General features: G+C 59.2%; 21 protein-coding genes. 11 read left to right on the top strand and 10 right to left on the bottom strand.

Features of this window, described 5'->3' with window-relative positions:
• Positions 1 to 10: 10 nt before the first annotated feature.
• From ACR0NN_RS19535 to ffh, 5 genes are read right to left on the bottom strand one after another with little or no spacing between them, the layout of a single operon-like run.
• Entirely contained in the window at positions 11 to 307 is a 297-nt protein-coding gene (locus tag ACR0NN_RS19535) for a chorismate mutase (protein ID WP_074737903.1), read from the bottom strand.
• The gene (locus ACR0NN_RS19530) at positions 304 to 843 is read right to left on the bottom strand and encodes a GNAT family N-acetyltransferase (RefSeq protein WP_170724555.1); all 540 of its coding nucleotides are present in this window, start codon (positions 841 to 843) and stop codon (positions 304 to 306) included. The genes ACR0NN_RS19535 and ACR0NN_RS19530 overlap by 4 nt, the downstream gene beginning before the upstream one ends.
• Complete coding sequence (locus ACR0NN_RS19525; protein WP_170724553.1) at positions 840 to 1,376, bottom strand: GNAT family N-acetyltransferase; 537 nt, start codon at positions 1,374 to 1,376, stop codon at positions 840 to 842. Before ACR0NN_RS19525 ends, ACR0NN_RS19530 begins: the two co-directional genes overlap by 4 nt.
• A complete protein-coding gene (locus ACR0NN_RS19520; RefSeq protein WP_170724548.1) occupies positions 1,373 to 1,927 on the bottom strand; it encodes a GNAT family N-acetyltransferase in 555 nt (184 codons plus the stop codon). Before ACR0NN_RS19520 ends, ACR0NN_RS19525 begins: the two co-directional genes overlap by 4 nt.
• A complete protein-coding gene (gene ffh, locus ACR0NN_RS19515; RefSeq protein WP_170724546.1) occupies positions 1,924 to 3,432 on the bottom strand; it encodes a signal recognition particle protein in 1,509 nt (502 codons plus the stop codon). Before ffh ends, ACR0NN_RS19520 begins: the two co-directional genes overlap by 4 nt.
• A gap of 257 nt (positions 3,433 to 3,689) precedes the next feature.
• Between ffh and ACR0NN_RS19510 the strand changes: the two genes are divergently transcribed.
• Complete coding sequence (locus ACR0NN_RS19510) at positions 3,690 to 4,577, top strand: sulfotransferase domain-containing protein (protein ID WP_480685345.1); 888 nt, start codon at positions 3,690 to 3,692, stop codon at positions 4,575 to 4,577.
• A gap of 3 nt (positions 4,578 to 4,580) precedes the next feature.
• Here the strand turns inward: ACR0NN_RS19510 and ACR0NN_RS19505 are convergent, their stop codons facing one another.
• On the bottom strand, positions 4,581 to 5,096 hold the full coding sequence (locus tag ACR0NN_RS19505) for a UbiA prenyltransferase family protein (RefSeq protein WP_170724541.1): 516 nt from the start codon (positions 5,094 to 5,096) through the stop codon (positions 4,581 to 4,583).
• 89 nt (positions 5,097 to 5,185) lie between these two features.
• On the opposite strand from ACR0NN_RS19505, the gene ACR0NN_RS19500 reads away from it, so the two are divergent.
• Positions 5,186 to 5,716, top strand: a complete 531-nt coding sequence (locus ACR0NN_RS19500) for a prolyl-tRNA synthetase associated domain-containing protein (RefSeq protein WP_170724539.1) — start codon at positions 5,186 to 5,188, stop codon at positions 5,714 to 5,716.
• On the opposite strand, the gene ACR0NN_RS19495 is transcribed toward ACR0NN_RS19500, so the two are convergent.
• The gene (locus tag ACR0NN_RS19495; protein ID WP_170724536.1) at positions 5,717 to 6,457 is read right to left on the bottom strand and encodes an aspartate/glutamate racemase family protein; all 741 of its coding nucleotides are present in this window, start codon (positions 6,455 to 6,457) and stop codon (positions 5,717 to 5,719) included.
• Positions 6,458 to 6,521: 64 nt separating this feature from the next.
• Entirely contained in the window at positions 6,522 to 7,103 is a 582-nt protein-coding gene (locus ACR0NN_RS19490) for an NAD(P)H-dependent oxidoreductase (RefSeq protein WP_170724533.1), read from the bottom strand.
• Between the two features lie 120 nt (positions 7,104 to 7,223).
• On the opposite strand from ACR0NN_RS19490, the gene ACR0NN_RS19485 reads away from it, so the two are divergent.
• From ACR0NN_RS19485 to ACR0NN_RS19470, 4 genes are all read left to right on the top strand, one after another.
• Entirely contained in the window at positions 7,224 to 8,102 is an 879-nt protein-coding gene (locus ACR0NN_RS19485) for a LysR family transcriptional regulator (protein ID WP_170686629.1), read from the top strand.
• Positions 8,099 to 9,010 carry a DMT family transporter gene (locus ACR0NN_RS19480; RefSeq protein WP_170724531.1) on the top strand — a complete coding sequence of 304 codons (912 nt, stop codon included), beginning with the start codon at positions 8,099 to 8,101 and terminating at the stop codon, positions 9,008 to 9,010. The genes ACR0NN_RS19485 and ACR0NN_RS19480 overlap by 4 nt, the downstream gene beginning before the upstream one ends.
• Before the next feature lie 57 nt (positions 9,011 to 9,067).
• The gene (locus ACR0NN_RS19475) at positions 9,068 to 9,346 is read left to right on the top strand and encodes a hypothetical protein (RefSeq protein ID WP_480685341.1); all 279 of its coding nucleotides are present in this window, start codon (positions 9,068 to 9,070) and stop codon (positions 9,344 to 9,346) included.
• 81 nt (positions 9,347 to 9,427) lie between these two features.
• Positions 9,428 to 9,841, top strand: a complete 414-nt coding sequence (locus tag ACR0NN_RS19470) for a universal stress protein (protein ID WP_170724528.1) — start codon at positions 9,428 to 9,430, stop codon at positions 9,839 to 9,841.
• On the opposite strand, the gene ACR0NN_RS19465 is transcribed toward ACR0NN_RS19470, so the two are convergent.
• Both ACR0NN_RS19465 and ACR0NN_RS19460 read right to left on the bottom strand, forming a co-directional pair.
• Positions 9,838 to 10,170 (bottom strand): metalloregulator ArsR/SmtB family transcription factor, encoded by a 333-nt coding sequence (locus ACR0NN_RS19465; protein ID WP_170686633.1) that lies wholly within the window; start codon positions 10,168 to 10,170, stop codon positions 9,838 to 9,840. The genes ACR0NN_RS19470 and ACR0NN_RS19465 overlap by 4 nt on opposite strands.
• Positions 10,171 to 10,200: 30 nt before the next feature.
• Positions 10,201 to 11,133: a hypothetical protein gene (locus tag ACR0NN_RS19460; RefSeq protein ID WP_170724525.1), complete on the bottom strand. Its 933-nt coding sequence runs from the start codon at positions 11,131 to 11,133 to the stop codon at positions 10,201 to 10,203.
• 259 nt (positions 11,134 to 11,392) lie between these two features.
• On the opposite strand from ACR0NN_RS19460, the gene ACR0NN_RS19455 reads away from it, so the two are divergent.
• The 5 genes from ACR0NN_RS19455 to ACR0NN_RS19435 all read left to right on the top strand — a co-directional run bounded on the left by ACR0NN_RS19455 (position 11,393) and on the right by ACR0NN_RS19435 (position 13,963).
• On the top strand, positions 11,393 to 11,725 hold the full coding sequence (locus ACR0NN_RS19455) for an AtpZ/AtpI family protein (protein WP_170724522.1): 333 nt from the start codon (positions 11,393 to 11,395) through the stop codon (positions 11,723 to 11,725).
• Between the two features lie 2 nt (positions 11,726 to 11,727).
• Positions 11,728 to 12,486 carry a F0F1 ATP synthase subunit A gene (locus ACR0NN_RS19450; protein ID WP_170686636.1) on the top strand — a complete coding sequence of 253 codons (759 nt, stop codon included), beginning with the start codon at positions 11,728 to 11,730 and terminating at the stop codon, positions 12,484 to 12,486.
• Positions 12,487 to 12,534: 48 nt separating this feature from the next.
• On the top strand, positions 12,535 to 12,759 hold the full coding sequence (locus ACR0NN_RS19445) for a F0F1 ATP synthase subunit C (protein WP_005981269.1): 225 nt from the start codon (positions 12,535 to 12,537) through the stop codon (positions 12,757 to 12,759).
• An 86-nt stretch (positions 12,760 to 12,845) separates the two neighbouring features.
• Positions 12,846 to 13,397, top strand: a complete 552-nt coding sequence (locus ACR0NN_RS19440; protein WP_170686637.1) for a F0F1 ATP synthase subunit B' — start codon at positions 12,846 to 12,848, stop codon at positions 13,395 to 13,397.
• Between the two features lie 5 nt (positions 13,398 to 13,402).
• Positions 13,403 to 13,963 (top strand): F0F1 ATP synthase subunit B, encoded by a 561-nt coding sequence (locus tag ACR0NN_RS19435; protein ID WP_170686638.1) that lies wholly within the window; start codon positions 13,403 to 13,405, stop codon positions 13,961 to 13,963.
• Positions 13,964 to 14,030 lie beyond the last annotated feature (67 nt).

The raw sequence follows: 14,030 nt of genomic DNA, 5'->3' as shown, positions 1-14,030 counted from the left end.
CTAGACCGGCTTAGTTCTGGTGTTTCTTGTGGTGTCGGATGACTTCCTGAATGATGAAGTTCAGGAAAGCCTTGGCGAAATCGGGGTCCAGATCGGCCTCTTTCGCCAGGTCTTCTAACCGTGCGATCTGCGCAGCCTCGCGCGAGGGATCGGACGGGGGAAGGTCGTGTGCGGCCTTGAGCTTGCCAACAGCCTGCGTGTGCTTGAACCGCTCGCCCAGCGTATAGACAAGGATCGCATCCAGCCGGTCGATGCTTTCGCGATGCTCTTTCAACAGCGTGGCAGCCTGTGTCACGGGGTTGGTCATTGGCCGGTCCTTTCGGTGGTCAAGTCAATTTGCGGATGGCGCCAGATCTGAGCGTGCTTGCCCAATAGCTCGGCGCGCTCAATCTCAAGCGTTGCGCCCAACCGTTTGGCCAACACGCGCGAGCGATCGTTGGCATGGGCGATATAGGAAATCACCCCGTTCAGGCCCTGATGCCGGGCAGCATAGTCGCGCGCAGCCGCTGCGGCCTCAAATCCCAAGCCTTTGCCTTCGGCCTCAGCCATCAGAGTCCAGCCCAGTTCGGGTTCTGCCCAGCCGGGGACGTCGATGATTCCAGCCCAACCCACGAATGCGCCGCTGGCCTTTTCGGTCAGATGCCACAGGCCATAACCGCGCAGCGCCCAATGACCCAGCCGGTTGGACAACGAATTCCAGCACTCAAACGGATCCTTTGGCCCGCCGACCATATGGCTGCGCTTGGTCGCGAAGAATTCGGTCATTCCGGGCAAATCATCCAGATGTGGCGCACGCAGGATCAGGCGATCTGTTTCGACAGAGGGGATGGTGAACGTGGTCATGCGATCCCCTCCAAAATCTGGTCAGGACCGGGGTGGCGATAAACCAGTTCGGTACCGTGCGAGACATTCTCAAAACTGCGTTCGTAACGCGCACCCATGCGTTCGGCCAAAGCAACCGAGCGATCATTGCCCGGAAAGATATTCGAACTCAAAGTCTCAAAGCCTAGCACGTCATATGCATAGCGACGCGCTTCTTCGGCGGCTTCCCGGGCAAATCCCTTGCCTTCGCTCCCGGCAAACATGACCCAGCCGAGTTCCGGTTCGGGCCAGCCTTCCGGATACCACAACCCGACAAAGCCTACTGGTTTGTCATCATGTGTTTCGACGGTCCAGAAACCATAACCATGCAGGACCCAATGGCCGATCATGCTGGCAAACCAACGCCAGGCCTGATTGCGGTCCAGCGGGCCGCCAAAGCCCCAGCTGCGTTCCTTGTCGGCAAAGAATTCTGCAACATTATCGAAATCGAGTGCCTCGGGGCCGCGCAGTATCAGGCGCTTGGTTTTCAGAGTGGGGATTTGGAGATCGATCATGCGTAGGCCTCCATCCCGCCATTCACCAGATCGGCAGGCGCAGGATGCCGCCAGATTTCCGAGGTGCCATATTTTGGGTGCTCATAGTTATATTCAAACTGCGCTCCCATCCGCTTGGCCACGGCCTTGCTGGCGGTATTGTCCAGATCGATCAGCGAGATCGCAGTCTCCCAGCCCAGCGCGTCATAGGCATACGAACGTGCAGCCAGTGCCGCCTCGGTCGCGTAACCTTTGCCGGTGGCGTGCGTCATCAGCGTCCAACCGACCTCTGGCTCGGGCCAGCCTTCGGGGAACCACAGCCCTATCCGACCGACATAAGCACCGGTGTCTTTCTCATCAACGCTCCAATAGCCGTAGCCGCGTACGGCCCAGTGGCCCAGAAGCGAGGCAAACACCCGCCACACCTCATCCCGGCGCAGAGGGCCACCGACGAACTTCGCCGCATCGCTGGCAAAGAACGCAGTGTCCGCGTCCAGGTCAGCCTCGGACGGCGCGCGCAGGATCAGGCGCTCGGTCTCTAACCGTGGGATATGATCGGCAATCAGGTTCACTTTTTCTTTCCGAACCCGCTAAGACCAGGAGGCAGACCCATGCCACCACCCAGACCGGGCATTCCGCCGGGCATCTTGCCACCCATCGCCTTGGCTGCCTGTTCCAGCGCTTTGGGGTCCATGCCTGCTGCCATGTCCTCGGGCGAGGGGCCGCCTTTGCCGAACATGCCCTTCATGGCTTGTTTCAGCATCTTGCCTTTGCCCATCTTGCCCATTTTCTTCATCATGTCCGACATCTGCCGGTGCATCTTGAGCAGTTTGTTGAGGTCGCTGACCTCCATCCCCGAACCGGCTGCAATCCGTTTCTTACGGCTGGCTTGCAACAGTTGCGGGTTAGCGCGTTCGCGTTTGGTCATCGACTGGATCAGCGCGATTTGCTGGCGCAGGATTTTATCGTCCAGACCGGCCTGATCCATCTGCTTGGCCATCTTGTTCATGCCCGGCATCATGCCCATCATGCCCTGCATACCGCCCATCTGGATCATCTGCTCCAGCTGCATTTTCAGGTCGTTCATGTTGAACTGACCTTTGACCATGCGCTTCATCATGCGCTCGGTCTGTTCCATCTCCATCGTTTCCTGGGCTTTTTCGACCAGAGCAACGATGTCGCCCATGCCCAGAATACGACCGGCGATCCGATCCGGCTCGAAGGTCTCCAGCGCGTCCATCTTCTCGCCCAGGCCAACAAAGCGGATCGGCTTGCCGGTAACAGCGCGCATCGACAGCGCCGCGCCGCCACGCCCATCACCGTCCATCCGGGTCAGAACCACGCCCGAGATACCGACCTTGGTGTCAAACTCTTCGGCCACTTCCACGGCGACCTGACCGGTCAGACCGTCGACCACCAGCAGGGTCTCGCGCGGGTCGACGACGTTGCGGACTTGTTCCACCTCGTCCATCAGGACTTCGTCGATGTGCAGACGGCCCGCGGTGTCGAGCATATAGACGTCATAGCCGCCCAGCGTTGCCTGTTGCTTGGCGCGCTTGGCGATATCGACCGGCGTCTGGCCGGGAACGATTGGCAGCGTATCTACACCAACCTGCGTGCCCAGGACCGCAAGCTGATCCATCGCCGCCGGACGATAGACGTCGAGCGAGGCCATCAGGACCTTCTTGCCCTCTTTCTCTTTCAGGCGTTTCGCCAGCTTACCGGTGGTGGTCGTCTTGCCCGAGCCTTGCAGGCCGACCATCAGGATCGGCGCGGGCGGGTTGTCGATCTTCAGCGCGCCGGGGTCTTCCTCACCACGCAGTGTATCTACCAACGCGTCGTGCACGATCTTGACGACCTGCTGGCCGGGCGTGATCGATTTGGTGACAGCTTGACCGGTCGCCTGTTCCTGTACTTTCTTGACGAACTCGCGCGCCACCGGCAGCGAGACGTCGGCCTCAAGCAGGGCAACGCGGACTTCGCGCAGGGCGGTTTTCACGTCTTCTTCAGACAGGGCACCCTGTTTGGTCAGCCGGTCAAAGACGCCGGAAAGGCGTTCGGATAGATTTTCAAACATGCCTTCGGCCTCCTTAGCCGGTTATCTGGTGGCGTGCCCTAGATAGGACGCGTCGGTTAAATGCACAAACGCCCCCACGGGCGAAACTCGCTGGTGAGGGGCGATCCCTGAACGACTCAAGGGACCGGAAGATCAGACGCTTCCGGATGTTTGGGCGTCCTCTACGCTGATGGGCCACCTGAGTCAAGGCGAGCGCTTTGAGCAAAAGACCGGATGGTGTAGCGTCCTGAGGTCGGGGGCAGGTTTGGAGATTATCCATGGGTCAATCATTGCCGCAGCGCACCAAGGACTATGTCGGCGAAGTTACGAATACCGACATCTGGTCCAGTTTCGAAATCCGCCCGGACGATATCTTTGTCTGCACGCCGCCCAAGTGTGGCACCACATGGACGCAGTCGCTGGTCCGGATGCTGATCACCAAAACCGCCGACCCTGCAACCTACAACAACCGGGTTTCCCCTTGGGTGGATTGCGGGTTCAGAGACCGCGACGAGCAGGACGCTTTGCTGAAGGCGCAAACCCACAGACGCTGTATCAAGACACATACGCCGCTGGATGGGATCACCTATTCCCCAGAGGCGACCTATCTGGTGGTGCATCGTCACCCGGTCGACGTGCATTTTTCGCTGCGCAGTCATGTGGAGAATATGAAAGACGACTGGCTGGATTACCTGTTTCCCGAAGATATGTCCGAAGCTTTCGCGATGTTCCTTGAGCGGCCCGCATTATCCAAGGGCACGGATGATCTGACTCTGGCTTCATTCATCCATCATTATCGGTCATTTTCGACCTTCCGGCATCTGCCGAACATCCATTTCCTGCATTACGCGGAACTTAGCCGCGATCTGTCGGGGCAGGTGGCACGGCTTGCCCGGATCATGAGGACCGAGGTCGAACCAGCGATGATTGACGATATCGCGCAAGCTGGAAGCTTTGGCTCGATGAAGGAAAACGCGCGGCGGATGTCACAAAAGCCAGGGTTCAAAAGCGGGTTTCAGGATTATGCGAAATTCTTCGCCTCTGGCACCAGCAACAAGTGGGACGGCAGGCTGACCGCAGACGACATGGCCCGCTATGATGCGCGTTTGTCCGAGATGGTCAGCGCATCCGAACGCGCCTGGCTGGAGCACGGGCAAACTTTGTAAGCGTCAGGCTTTTATCCGGGCCTCCTCCTGTCGCGCAGGAAGCCATTCATTGACCGCATCCGCCATTTCACGCGCGCCACGACCGCTCGAGAACGCCTCGACAATCGGATGCCGTCCGGCGCTCATGCCTTCATCCAGGATCAAGACAGGGCGATACAGGGTGGATGAGCTGCTGTCTCGGCGTGACACCGTTTGTTCGGTTTCGGCATGGGACAGGTTTGACAGCTTGTGTTCAACCGCCTCATAGCCAAAGACCGATTGCCTGCGGATCATGATACTATCCTTGTCCCGGTCCAGTATGACCTGAACACGGCGTACAAAGGTGCAGAAGGCTCCGACCCCCATTCCGCCACCAAAGAGAGCGAAGAAGATACCAAACCAGATACCCTCGCCCCCTTGCGTAACCATGAACAGGCCCGCGCCGACAAAGGCGAGGATGAAGAACATCAATGAGATGCCAATGAACCATGGCGTATCAGACAGGATCAGTTGGTTCGGGGAATTGCGTGTGACTTTCATGGCGGCACGCTAGCATCGAATGCGGCGCCTGTCGTGGCTTGAATTTACCCCACGGTTGCGCGATGAGCGCGGTGTACGAGGAGGTTCCCATGGACGCATCATCCGCATTTCAGGATACACTGCCGCTCAGCTCGGATGCGCTGTTGGCGCAGCTGGACGATTGGGGACTGCCGTATCGCCTGCACACCCATGTGCCGCTGCGAACGGTCGAGGACGCCAAAGGGGTCGAAGATCAGTTCATGGTGCCGGGTGAAAACGCCCTGCGGCTCAAGAACCTGTACCTGCGCGACAAGAAAAAGCGGAACTACCTGGTCACGCTGGAACAAAGCCGCGAGATTGACCTCAAGGCGCTGGCTTCTGAATTGGGGATTGGCAATCTGTCCTTCGGTTCGGCCGATCGGCTGATGCAGAATCTGGGCATTCGTCCCGGTGCGGTCAGCCCGTTGGCCATGATCAACGGGGTTCAGAATGACGTGCGGTTTTTCATGGATGCCGCGGCGCAGAGGGCAGACGTGATCTACATGCACCCGCTGGTGAATGACCGCACCGTCGCGTTCGCGCGCGATGATTTGATGACATTCTTTTCCAGGACCGGATGCGAAGTGACCTGGCTGCCCTGATCACCCCTCAAGCGCTACGTTCAACGCCGCAGCGACATGGGCGGCAGAAGGGTTGATGAACAAGTGGCCATCCGCCTCGAACACCGGGTCGTCAAGATGGTTGGGGAAGGCCAGCGGCAACTCGGTACAGGCCAGCAGAATGGCCGTACCAGGCGCGGCATGTTTGTTGCAGAAGGCCAGCAGACGCGCATGTGCGGTGTTAGATGCGCCGCCGTAGAAATCGCCGTCGATCATCGCCTGCATCTCGGCAATCTCAGGATCGGGCAGGCGGGTGTTTGCTGTGATCCCATCGGCAGCCAATCGATCAGCGTAATTGCTGGCCTGCATGGTCACTGCGGTGCCGAGAACCAACGCTTTGGTCGCGCCGGTCGTGGCAGTCGCTTCGGCGGTTGCATCGAATATGCTGAGAATGGGCATCGAGACCCCGTCGCGGATTGCATGAAGGCGCGCATGGGGGGTGTTCGAGGCGATGATGCCAAAATCACAGCCTGCGTTTTGCAATGTCAGCAGGGCCTCTCGGAACACCGCGTCGAAGGCGGCCCAGCTTTCCTCATCACCGGCCACGCCGCGCAAGGCGCGGGTTCTGGCTTGGGTGACGGATTCGATGGTCATGGGTGGAATGGGCAGTGGCGATCCATGGCCGCGCTTTGCGAAATACCGGCCCGCGCCTTCGGCAATCGCGCGGTAATAGTCGACGGTCGAAGCCCAGCCTACACCGCCCAGAATCCCGATCTTCTTCATGTGAAACGCCCAGTCTACTGAATTGCCTTGGCGTAGACTGGACGGTTCAGGGGGTGCAGGTCAATCAGGCCGCCAACTCAGTGACCGCTTTCTGTGCCTTGGACAAAGTGGTCTCGGGGTCCAGTGCCATGCGGTCTGCGGCAATAACCTCGACATCATGGATGCCGATAAAGCCCAGAACATGGCGGGCATAGGTGGTGGCAAAGTCGATCTCGGAGCCAACAGCGGTACCGCCCGAAGCAACGGCGAGGATGGCGCGTTTGCCCTCCAGCAGGCCTTTGGGACCTTCCTCGGAATAGGCAAATGTCAGACCCGCACGGGCGACCAGATCGATCCAGGCCTTGAACGCGGCGGGAACCGAAAAGTTGTAGATCGGCAGCCCGATGACAATGGTATCGGCCCTTTGCAGCTCGGCCACCAATTCGTCGGACAGGGCCAGCAGCTCGTGCTGTTTTGCGTCGCGCTGATCTGCGGGGGTGAAGTTGGCACCGATCCAGTCTTCGGTCAGCAGGGGCAGGGGGCTGGCTAGATCACGGCGGATGATCCGGCTGGCGTTCAGGTGGCGCACCACCCGGTCAGACAGATCACGCGTCGCAGATCCGTTGCGGCGGGCGGAGGCGTCGATATGCAGGATGGTATTAGTCATTTCGGGGTGTCCTTTGTTGCGGATTTACCTTCTGTTGCCTCAATATGACTATTGCGAATGTGAACAAAACTCGGATATATCAACAAGCATTGTTAGAATTTGCACATTGGATCAGATGCAATGGACAATTGGGATGAAGTGAGAACCGCCTATCAGGTGGCGCGCATGGGAACGGTCAGCGGGGCAGCGGACGTGCTGGGTGTGCACCATGCCACGGTGATCCGCCATATCGATGCAATCGAGGCACGGTTGGGCGTGAAACTGTTCCAGCGTCACGCGCGCGGCTATACCCCAACCGAAGCGGGCGAAGATCTGCTGCGCGTGGCGCAGGCGACCGAGGATCAGTTCAACCAACTGGTCGGCCGCATGAAAGGGCGCGGCGATGATGTCTCGGGCGAGCTGGTGGTGACCTCACTGGCCTCTCTGGCCCCGTTGATTGTACCGACGCTGACCGAGTTCCAGCAGACACATCCGGGGTTGATCGTGCGCTATCTGACGGGCGACCGCCTGTTCCGGCTGGAATATGGCGAGGCGCATGTGGCCATCCGGGCCGGGGCCGCGCCGGATCAGCCCGACAATGTTGTTCAACCCTTCATTCCGCAGGAGGTCGGGCTGTTCGCCAGCAAAAGCTATATCGCGCGCCACGGCAAACCCGCGCGGGTCGAGGATTTCGCCAACCACTTCTTTGTTGGCAATGATGATGAAAACAGCCGCGCGCCGTTTTCCCGTTGGCTGCGCGCCAACGCACCGGAACAGGCGATCACCTTCCGCTGCACAAACAACTTCTGCATGCGCGAGGCCGTATTGGCCGGGGCCGGCATCGGTTTCATGGCCCGGTGGGAGGCCGCGCGCGACCCCGAACTGGTCGAGGTGATGGCGCCTCTGCCCGAATGGTCAGGCAAACTGTGGCTGGTGACCCACGTGGATCTGCATCGGACAACCAAAGTGCAGGCGTTCCTTAGCTTCCTGAAAGATCAGTCCAAAGGCTGGCTGCCGTGACCCCACAAGCGCGCGGCCATCTGGCCATGCTGACATTCTCGGCCCTGGTGGCGGGCAGCTTTTCGCTGGGTTCAATGGCGGCGAATGAAATTGCACCTTCGGCGATCACAGCGGCGCGCTTTGCGATTGCGGCAGTGGTGATCGGTATCGCAGCGCTTGCCACCACAGGCATATCGCGCAGCGCAGCACAGGCGCCATGGCGCTATCTGGTGCTGGGCGGATTGTTCGGGACGTATTTTGTTCTGATGTTTTACGGGTTGCAAACTGCACCCCCGGTCAGTGCGGCTGCGGTCTTTACGCTGACCCCGGTCATGTCAGCGCTGGCCGGGTGGGTGCTGCTGCGCCAGATAACAACGCCGCGCATGGCCTTTGCGCTGAGCGTCGGTGCTGTTGGGGCGCTTTGGGTGATCTTCCGGGCAGATTGGCAGGCGTTTCAGGCGTTCGAGATCGGTGGTGGAGAGATTATCTATTTCTGGGGCTGCGCTGCCCATGCCGTCTATACGCCCATGGTGCGGCGGCTGAACCGGGGGGAGCCTGCGGTTGTGTTCACCTTCGGCACGCTGGTGGCCGGGTGTTTGATCCTGACGGCCTGGGGCTGGTCGGACATTCGTGCAGTCGATTGGGGTAATCTTCCCGGGATCGTTTGGGTGACGCTGCTTTACATCTCGCTTTTTGCGACTGCGGCCAGTTTTGTTCTGGTCCAGTTTGCAGCGTTGCGTTTGCCTGCAGCCAAGGTCATGGCCTACACCTACCTGACACCCAGTTGGGTGATCCTGTGGGAAATCGCGTTGGGTCGCCCTGCGCCGACCGCGTTGGTGCTGGTGGGTGCTGCGCTCACTGCTGTTGCGCTGTTGTTGCTGCTGAAAGGTGAAGACGCGCCTGCAAACACTCCGGTGCGCTCGAATTGAAGCTTGTGATTTCTGCCTGATGTGGCAGCCTGCCTGCCACCACCAAGGAGCTGGGCCATGAAAACACTGTCACTTATTCCCGCTTTGCTGACGCTGTCCGCCTGCGCCCCGGGCGGCGCAAACGACTCGGCCGAAGCCGACCTGCAAGCCAGTTGCGAGGCTTTGGTGGGGGCCGAAACCGGCACCGGGCCTGATGGCGTCAAAGCGATGTCGACCCAGTCCAGCCCGACGGGCTCGGTCACCAGCGTATTCGTAGCCGGGGCGGAAGCACCGTGGCTCTGTCGCGCCGACGCGACGGGGGTTGTGACCGGGGTGGAATACAGCCGCGAGGGCTGAGCCCGCTGCCCAAGTCGTAGCGGTGGGTCAGACTGGCGAATTGCGCGGGCTGACATATCTCAGGTTCAGGAGGACGCCACTATGTTCAAACACATCATGGTCCCGATCGATCTGCACATGCCACCTGAGGTCAAGAAGGCCACCGAGGTTGCTGCGCAATTGGCCAAATGGCAGGATGCCAAGGTTACCATCGTCACGGTCACTGGCCCGCAGCCTGGGGATAGCAAGCTGACAACAGACGCGATCGCCAAAGAATTGCAGACCTTCGCAAGCGAAATTGCGATGCAAAGCGGCACACAAGTGGACACGCGCAACATTCACTCGGTTGATGTCGCGGTCGAGGTTGACCGGGATCTCACCCGCACAGCCGAAGAGATCGGGGCCGATCTGATCGTCGTCGGCACCCACGCGCCCCGGATCACAGACTACATCCTGTCCAGCCACGCGGGATATCTGGCCAAACACGCCAGCATGTCGGTCTTTGTGGTGCGCTAGGCCTCGTCCGAGGGCAATTCAACCTCAAGAAACCGTTCGAACGCGTCCAGATTGACCGGCTCGAATTGTCCGAACCCCTGCATCCACACCGACGCGGCGCGCAGGGCGTCAGGTTCCAGCTTGCACCATTTCACTCGGCCGCGTTTTTCCTGAGAAATCAGCCCTGCCTTGGTCAGAATCACCAGATGTTTCGAAATCGCGGCCAGCGACATCTCGAACGGTTCCGCCACGTCCGTGACGGCCATGTCATCCTCAAGCAACATTGCAAGGATGGTGCGTCGAGTGGGGTCGGCGAGGGCCGCAAACACAGTATCGAGGTCGTTGGACATATTCCTAACTCACCGCATAACCCCGGCGGGTCAAGAGCCAGCTTTGAAGAACGGAGTTTCCGGGCGCTCTCCGATTGTGGCCCGCTTCCAGTAGAAGCCGGGATCAAACTTGATCTCCATCCCATAGCCGCCCCAATGTGTGAGCATGGCGTGGATCACCAGTCGATATGAGGCCTGGCTGGACTGTTCAGCCAATTGCCACCCGGTCGTATCGCGGCGGAACAACCGGCTGCGGTGAAGGTTCTCAATCCAGCGTGTTCCGGCGGGGTGTCGGATGCGTCCATTCCAGATGGCGATGTCCATTTCATCCAAGATGGCGGGTCTTGCCTGATAACACTCATCCCGATCAAACCGGGATACCATTACGCCCGAATGGGCGCGCCGAAGCTCATCAAGAACGGGATCGCACTGTCCTTGCGCGCGCATGAAAAATGACAAGCCCCCGACGTTGCCGGACAGTTGATCAAGTTGCCAGTAGTCCTCTCTTTGGTCGGGTATGAATACCTCCTCAGCCCCTGCAGCCAGTAATTCACGGCAGCGAGTGCTGCATTCGCCGATGCGGCGGGTGCCCAACAGTGCAATACGCCTTTCCCCGAAGGCGCCATCCCAGCCCGTGTCTTGCGCCAGCATCGCTTCGGCTTCAGCTTTGGCAGCGGGCCGCAGGACATATTCGGGCAAATGATAAAACCCGATGCAAATCGCAGCACCAAATATCCATCCAAATGAAATCCCGGCCAAACGACCCGTGGCCTGGGTTATCAGCAAGATTGCGATCGCGGCGGCAATTGTGGGCAAGGCAAACAGAACCAACGTGATTGGCAACCCGATCATGCTGATCGCGGCGATCAATGCGATGGTTTCGCCAAGCTTGGTGTAGCTGAGAATCGACAGGCACAAGAGAATGCCCAGAAGAATGGCCTGTTTTTTGATAGGGGTCGTCACAATCGGTACCTGAAATCTCATTCTGAACATCTGTCTGCAAAACTGGGCGACAGTTTGGCGCTAGGAGAGCAAAGCTAAACTCAACCAAAAGGTTGAATATGCAGATTCAGGCCCATTTGCTCAATCCACAGTTCTTGCGCTACGAGGCTACCAAGCGAGGTTGAGATTTTTAGTATAAAAATCTTACACTTACCAGCATACATCCTGCGCGCTTAACGCCGTTGACTCTGCGCCCTCAGCCCCTTAGCACCCTACCCAAGACTGTACGAGGGAAACGCCCGTGACCGATGATGACCAAAAGCAGCGTATGGCGCAGCTGGAGGCCAAGATCGAAGCGGCGAAAAAGGCCAAAGCGCCCAAGCCCCGCGCAGATGCTGACGTATCCGGGGGCGAGCTTGCCTGGAGGATGGTCATCGAAATGGTATCCGGTCTGGGGATCGGGTTTGGCATCGGATACGGGCTGGACAGCCTGTTCGGGACGATCCCGATCTTTCTGGTGCTGTTCACATTGCTGGGCCTTGTCGCGGGCGTGAAGGTTATGCTCCGCAGCGCGAAAGAGGTTCAAGAGAAACAAGCGGCAGCGACAGCTGCCGAGAAGGACGAGAGGGACTGAACGTGGCAACTGAGACCACCGCAGCAGAAGGCAGCAGCCTGGTTTTCCACCCGATGGACCAGTTCATCGTTAAGCCGCTCTTTGGCGACGGTGCGATTGCCTGGTACACGCCCACCAACGTGACCCTGTGGCTGTTCCTGGCGATTGCGGCGATCTTTGCCCTGCTGGTGCTCAGCACCTCAAAGCGTGCGATTGTTCCGAGCCGGATGCAGTCGGTGGCCGAACTGGCCTATGGCTTCATCTACAAAATGCTGGAAGACATCTGCGGCAAGGAAGGCGTCAAGTACTTCCCCTATGTCATGACGCTGTTCATGTTCATCGTCTGCGCCAACTTCCTGGGCATGATCCCCATGTCCTTTACCACAACATCGCATTTCGCCGTGACCATCCCTTTGGCTCTGTCGGTCTTCCTGACCGTGACCGTGCTCGGCTTTGTCAAAAACGGTGCCGCGTTCCTGGGCCTGTTCTGGGTTTCCAGCGCACCGCTGGCGCTTCGCCCGGTTCTGGCGATTATCGAGCTGATCTCGTACTTCGTACGCCCGGTCAGCCACTCCATTCGTCTTGCTGGTAACGTCATGGCAGGCCACGCCGTGATCAAAGTGTTCGCAGGCTTTGCCGCGATTGCCGCGATCTCGCCCGTGTCCGTTCTGGCGATCACCGCAATGTACGGCCTTGAGGTCCTCGTGTCCTTCATTCAGGCCTACGTATTCACCATTCTGACCTGTGTATATCTGAAGGATGCGCTGCATCCGTCGCACTAAGGTCCGAACACCCAACATCGAAACTTCCAATTCGTAAGGAGATACATCATGGAAGGCGATCTCGCACACATCGGCGCAGGCCTGGCAGCAATCGGTTCCGGCGCAGCCGCAATCGGGGTGGGCAACGTTGCAGGCAACTTCCTGGCCGGCGCCCTGCGCAACCCTTCGGCGGCTGCTTCGCAGACCGCAACCCTCTTCATCGGTATCGCTTTCGCAGAAGCCCTGGGGATCTTCGCATTCCTGGTCTCGCTGCTGCTGATGTTCGCCGTATAATCTGCGGAACCTGATCCTTACGCGCAGGTGGGTCCAAGCCATAGCGGCCCACCTGTTGTAAAGACAAGTTTCCGACGGAGGATATCATGGCGACTGAACCCATTACAGAAGAAGTAGCCGGCTCGTGCGTCGACTCCTATGGTTCTGCCATCGGGATGCCGCAGCTCTGCTTCGATTGGTTCCCCAACCAGATTTTCTGGCTGGTCATCACGCTGGTCGTCATCTTTCTGGTCCTGTCCCGCGTGGCTCTGCCCCGCATCGCGGCAATCCTGGCTGAACGTCAGGGGACCATTACAAATGACCTGGCTGCGGCCGAAGATCTGAAGGCCAAAGCGGTCGAGGCCGAAGAGGCCTATAACAAAGCGCTGGCCGATGCCCGTTCAGAGGCACAGCGTATCGCAGCGGAAGCCCGCGCCGAAATCCAGTCTGGTCTGGATGACGCGATTGCCAAGGCGGATGCGGAAATCGCTGCAAAGGCGGCTGAATCGGAAAAGGCAATTGCCGACATCCGTGCCGGTGCGCTGGAAAGCATTCAAGTGGTTGCCAAGGATACGGCGGCTGAACTGGTCACTGCACTGGGCGGCGAGGCGGATGCCAAAGCGATCAACAGTGCCGTAGACGCGCAGACGAAAGGATAAGTGACATGCGGAACACTCTTGCCCTTATCCTAAGCGTTGGCGCCGCCAGCCCCGCGCTGGCCGCAAGCGGCCCGTTCTTTTCGCTTGGCAACACCGACTTTGTTGTCACTCTGGGCTTCATCGTCTTCATCGCGGTTTTGTTCTATTTCAAAGTCCCCGGCATGATCGGCGGCGCTTTGGACAAGCGGGCCGATGGCATTCAGTCCGAGCTGGACGAAGCCCGCGCCCTGCACGAAGAAGCCCGCAGCCTGCTGGCCTCGTATGAGCGCAAGCAGCGTGAAGTGCAGACACAGGCAGATGCCATTGTGGCTGCTGCGAAGGACGACGCCGCTTTGGCTGCTGAGCAGGCCAAAGCCGATCTGGAGAAATCCATCGCACGCCGTCTGGCCGCTGCGCAGGATCAGATCGCATCGGCGGAAGCCTCGGCTGTGAAAGAGGTTCGTGATCAGGCCATCACCGTTGCTGTTTCGGCAGCCAACGCTGTGCTGGCCAAGCAGATGACCGCCACTCAGGCGAACAAGCTGATCGACGCCGCCATCGCGGATGTGGGCGAAAAACTGCACTGATCGTCCGGATCACATGATCTGAAAAAACCCGAGGGCTGCGAGGCGCTCGGGTTTTTTGTGTCCGGAA

Source organism: Ruegeria sp. BA2 (assembly GCF_056539605.1).
Note: the sequence above shows the minus strand (reverse complement) of the source record. Positions and strands in the feature narration are given on the sequence as shown.

Bases quoted from the DNA above. Each gene is read 5' to 3' on its own strand.
- ACR0NN_RS19535 (WP_074737903.1), bottom strand. From the start codon at position 307: ATGACCAACCCCGTGACACAGGCTGCCACGCTGTTGAAAGAGCATCGC.
- ACR0NN_RS19530 (WP_170724555.1), bottom strand. From the start codon at position 843: ATGACCACGTTCACCATCCCCTCTGTCGAAACAGATCGCCTGATCCTG.
- ACR0NN_RS19525 (WP_170724553.1), bottom strand. From the start codon at position 1,376: ATGATCGATCTCCAAATCCCCACTCTGAAAACCAAGCGCCTGATACTG.
- ffh (WP_170724546.1), bottom strand. From the start codon at position 3,432: ATGTTTGAAAATCTATCCGAACGCCTTTCCGGCGTCTTTGACCGGCTG.
- ACR0NN_RS19510 (WP_480685345.1), top strand. From the start codon at position 3,690: ATGGGTCAATCATTGCCGCAGCGCACCAAGGACTATGTCGGCGAAGTT.
- ACR0NN_RS19505 (WP_170724541.1), bottom strand. From the start codon at position 5,096: ATGAAAGTCACACGCAATTCCCCGAACCAACTGATCCTGTCTGATACG.
- ACR0NN_RS19500 (WP_170724539.1), top strand. From the start codon at position 5,186: ATGGACGCATCATCCGCATTTCAGGATACACTGCCGCTCAGCTCGGAT.
- ACR0NN_RS19495 (WP_170724536.1), bottom strand. From the start codon at position 6,457: ATGAAGAAGATCGGGATTCTGGGCGGTGTAGGCTGGGCTTCGACCGTC.
- ACR0NN_RS19490 (WP_170724533.1), bottom strand. From the start codon at position 7,103: ATGACTAATACCATCCTGCATATCGACGCCTCCGCCCGCCGCAACGGA.
- ACR0NN_RS19485 (WP_170686629.1), top strand. From the start codon at position 7,224: ATGGACAATTGGGATGAAGTGAGAACCGCCTATCAGGTGGCGCGCATG.
- ACR0NN_RS19475 (WP_480685341.1), top strand. From the start codon at position 9,068: ATGAAAACACTGTCACTTATTCCCGCTTTGCTGACGCTGTCCGCCTGC.
- ACR0NN_RS19470 (WP_170724528.1), top strand. From the start codon at position 9,428: ATGTTCAAACACATCATGGTCCCGATCGATCTGCACATGCCACCTGAG.
- ACR0NN_RS19465 (WP_170686633.1), bottom strand. From the start codon at position 10,170: ATGTCCAACGACCTCGATACTGTGTTTGCGGCCCTCGCCGACCCCACT.
- ACR0NN_RS19460 (WP_170724525.1), bottom strand. From the start codon at position 11,133: ATGAGATTTCAGGTACCGATTGTGACGACCCCTATCAAAAAACAGGCC.
- ACR0NN_RS19445 (WP_005981269.1), top strand. From the start codon at position 12,535: ATGGAAGGCGATCTCGCACACATCGGCGCAGGCCTGGCAGCAATCGGT.
- ACR0NN_RS19440 (WP_170686637.1), top strand. From the start codon at position 12,846: ATGGCGACTGAACCCATTACAGAAGAAGTAGCCGGCTCGTGCGTCGAC.
- ACR0NN_RS19435 (WP_170686638.1), top strand. From the start codon at position 13,403: ATGCGGAACACTCTTGCCCTTATCCTAAGCGTTGGCGCCGCCAGCCCC.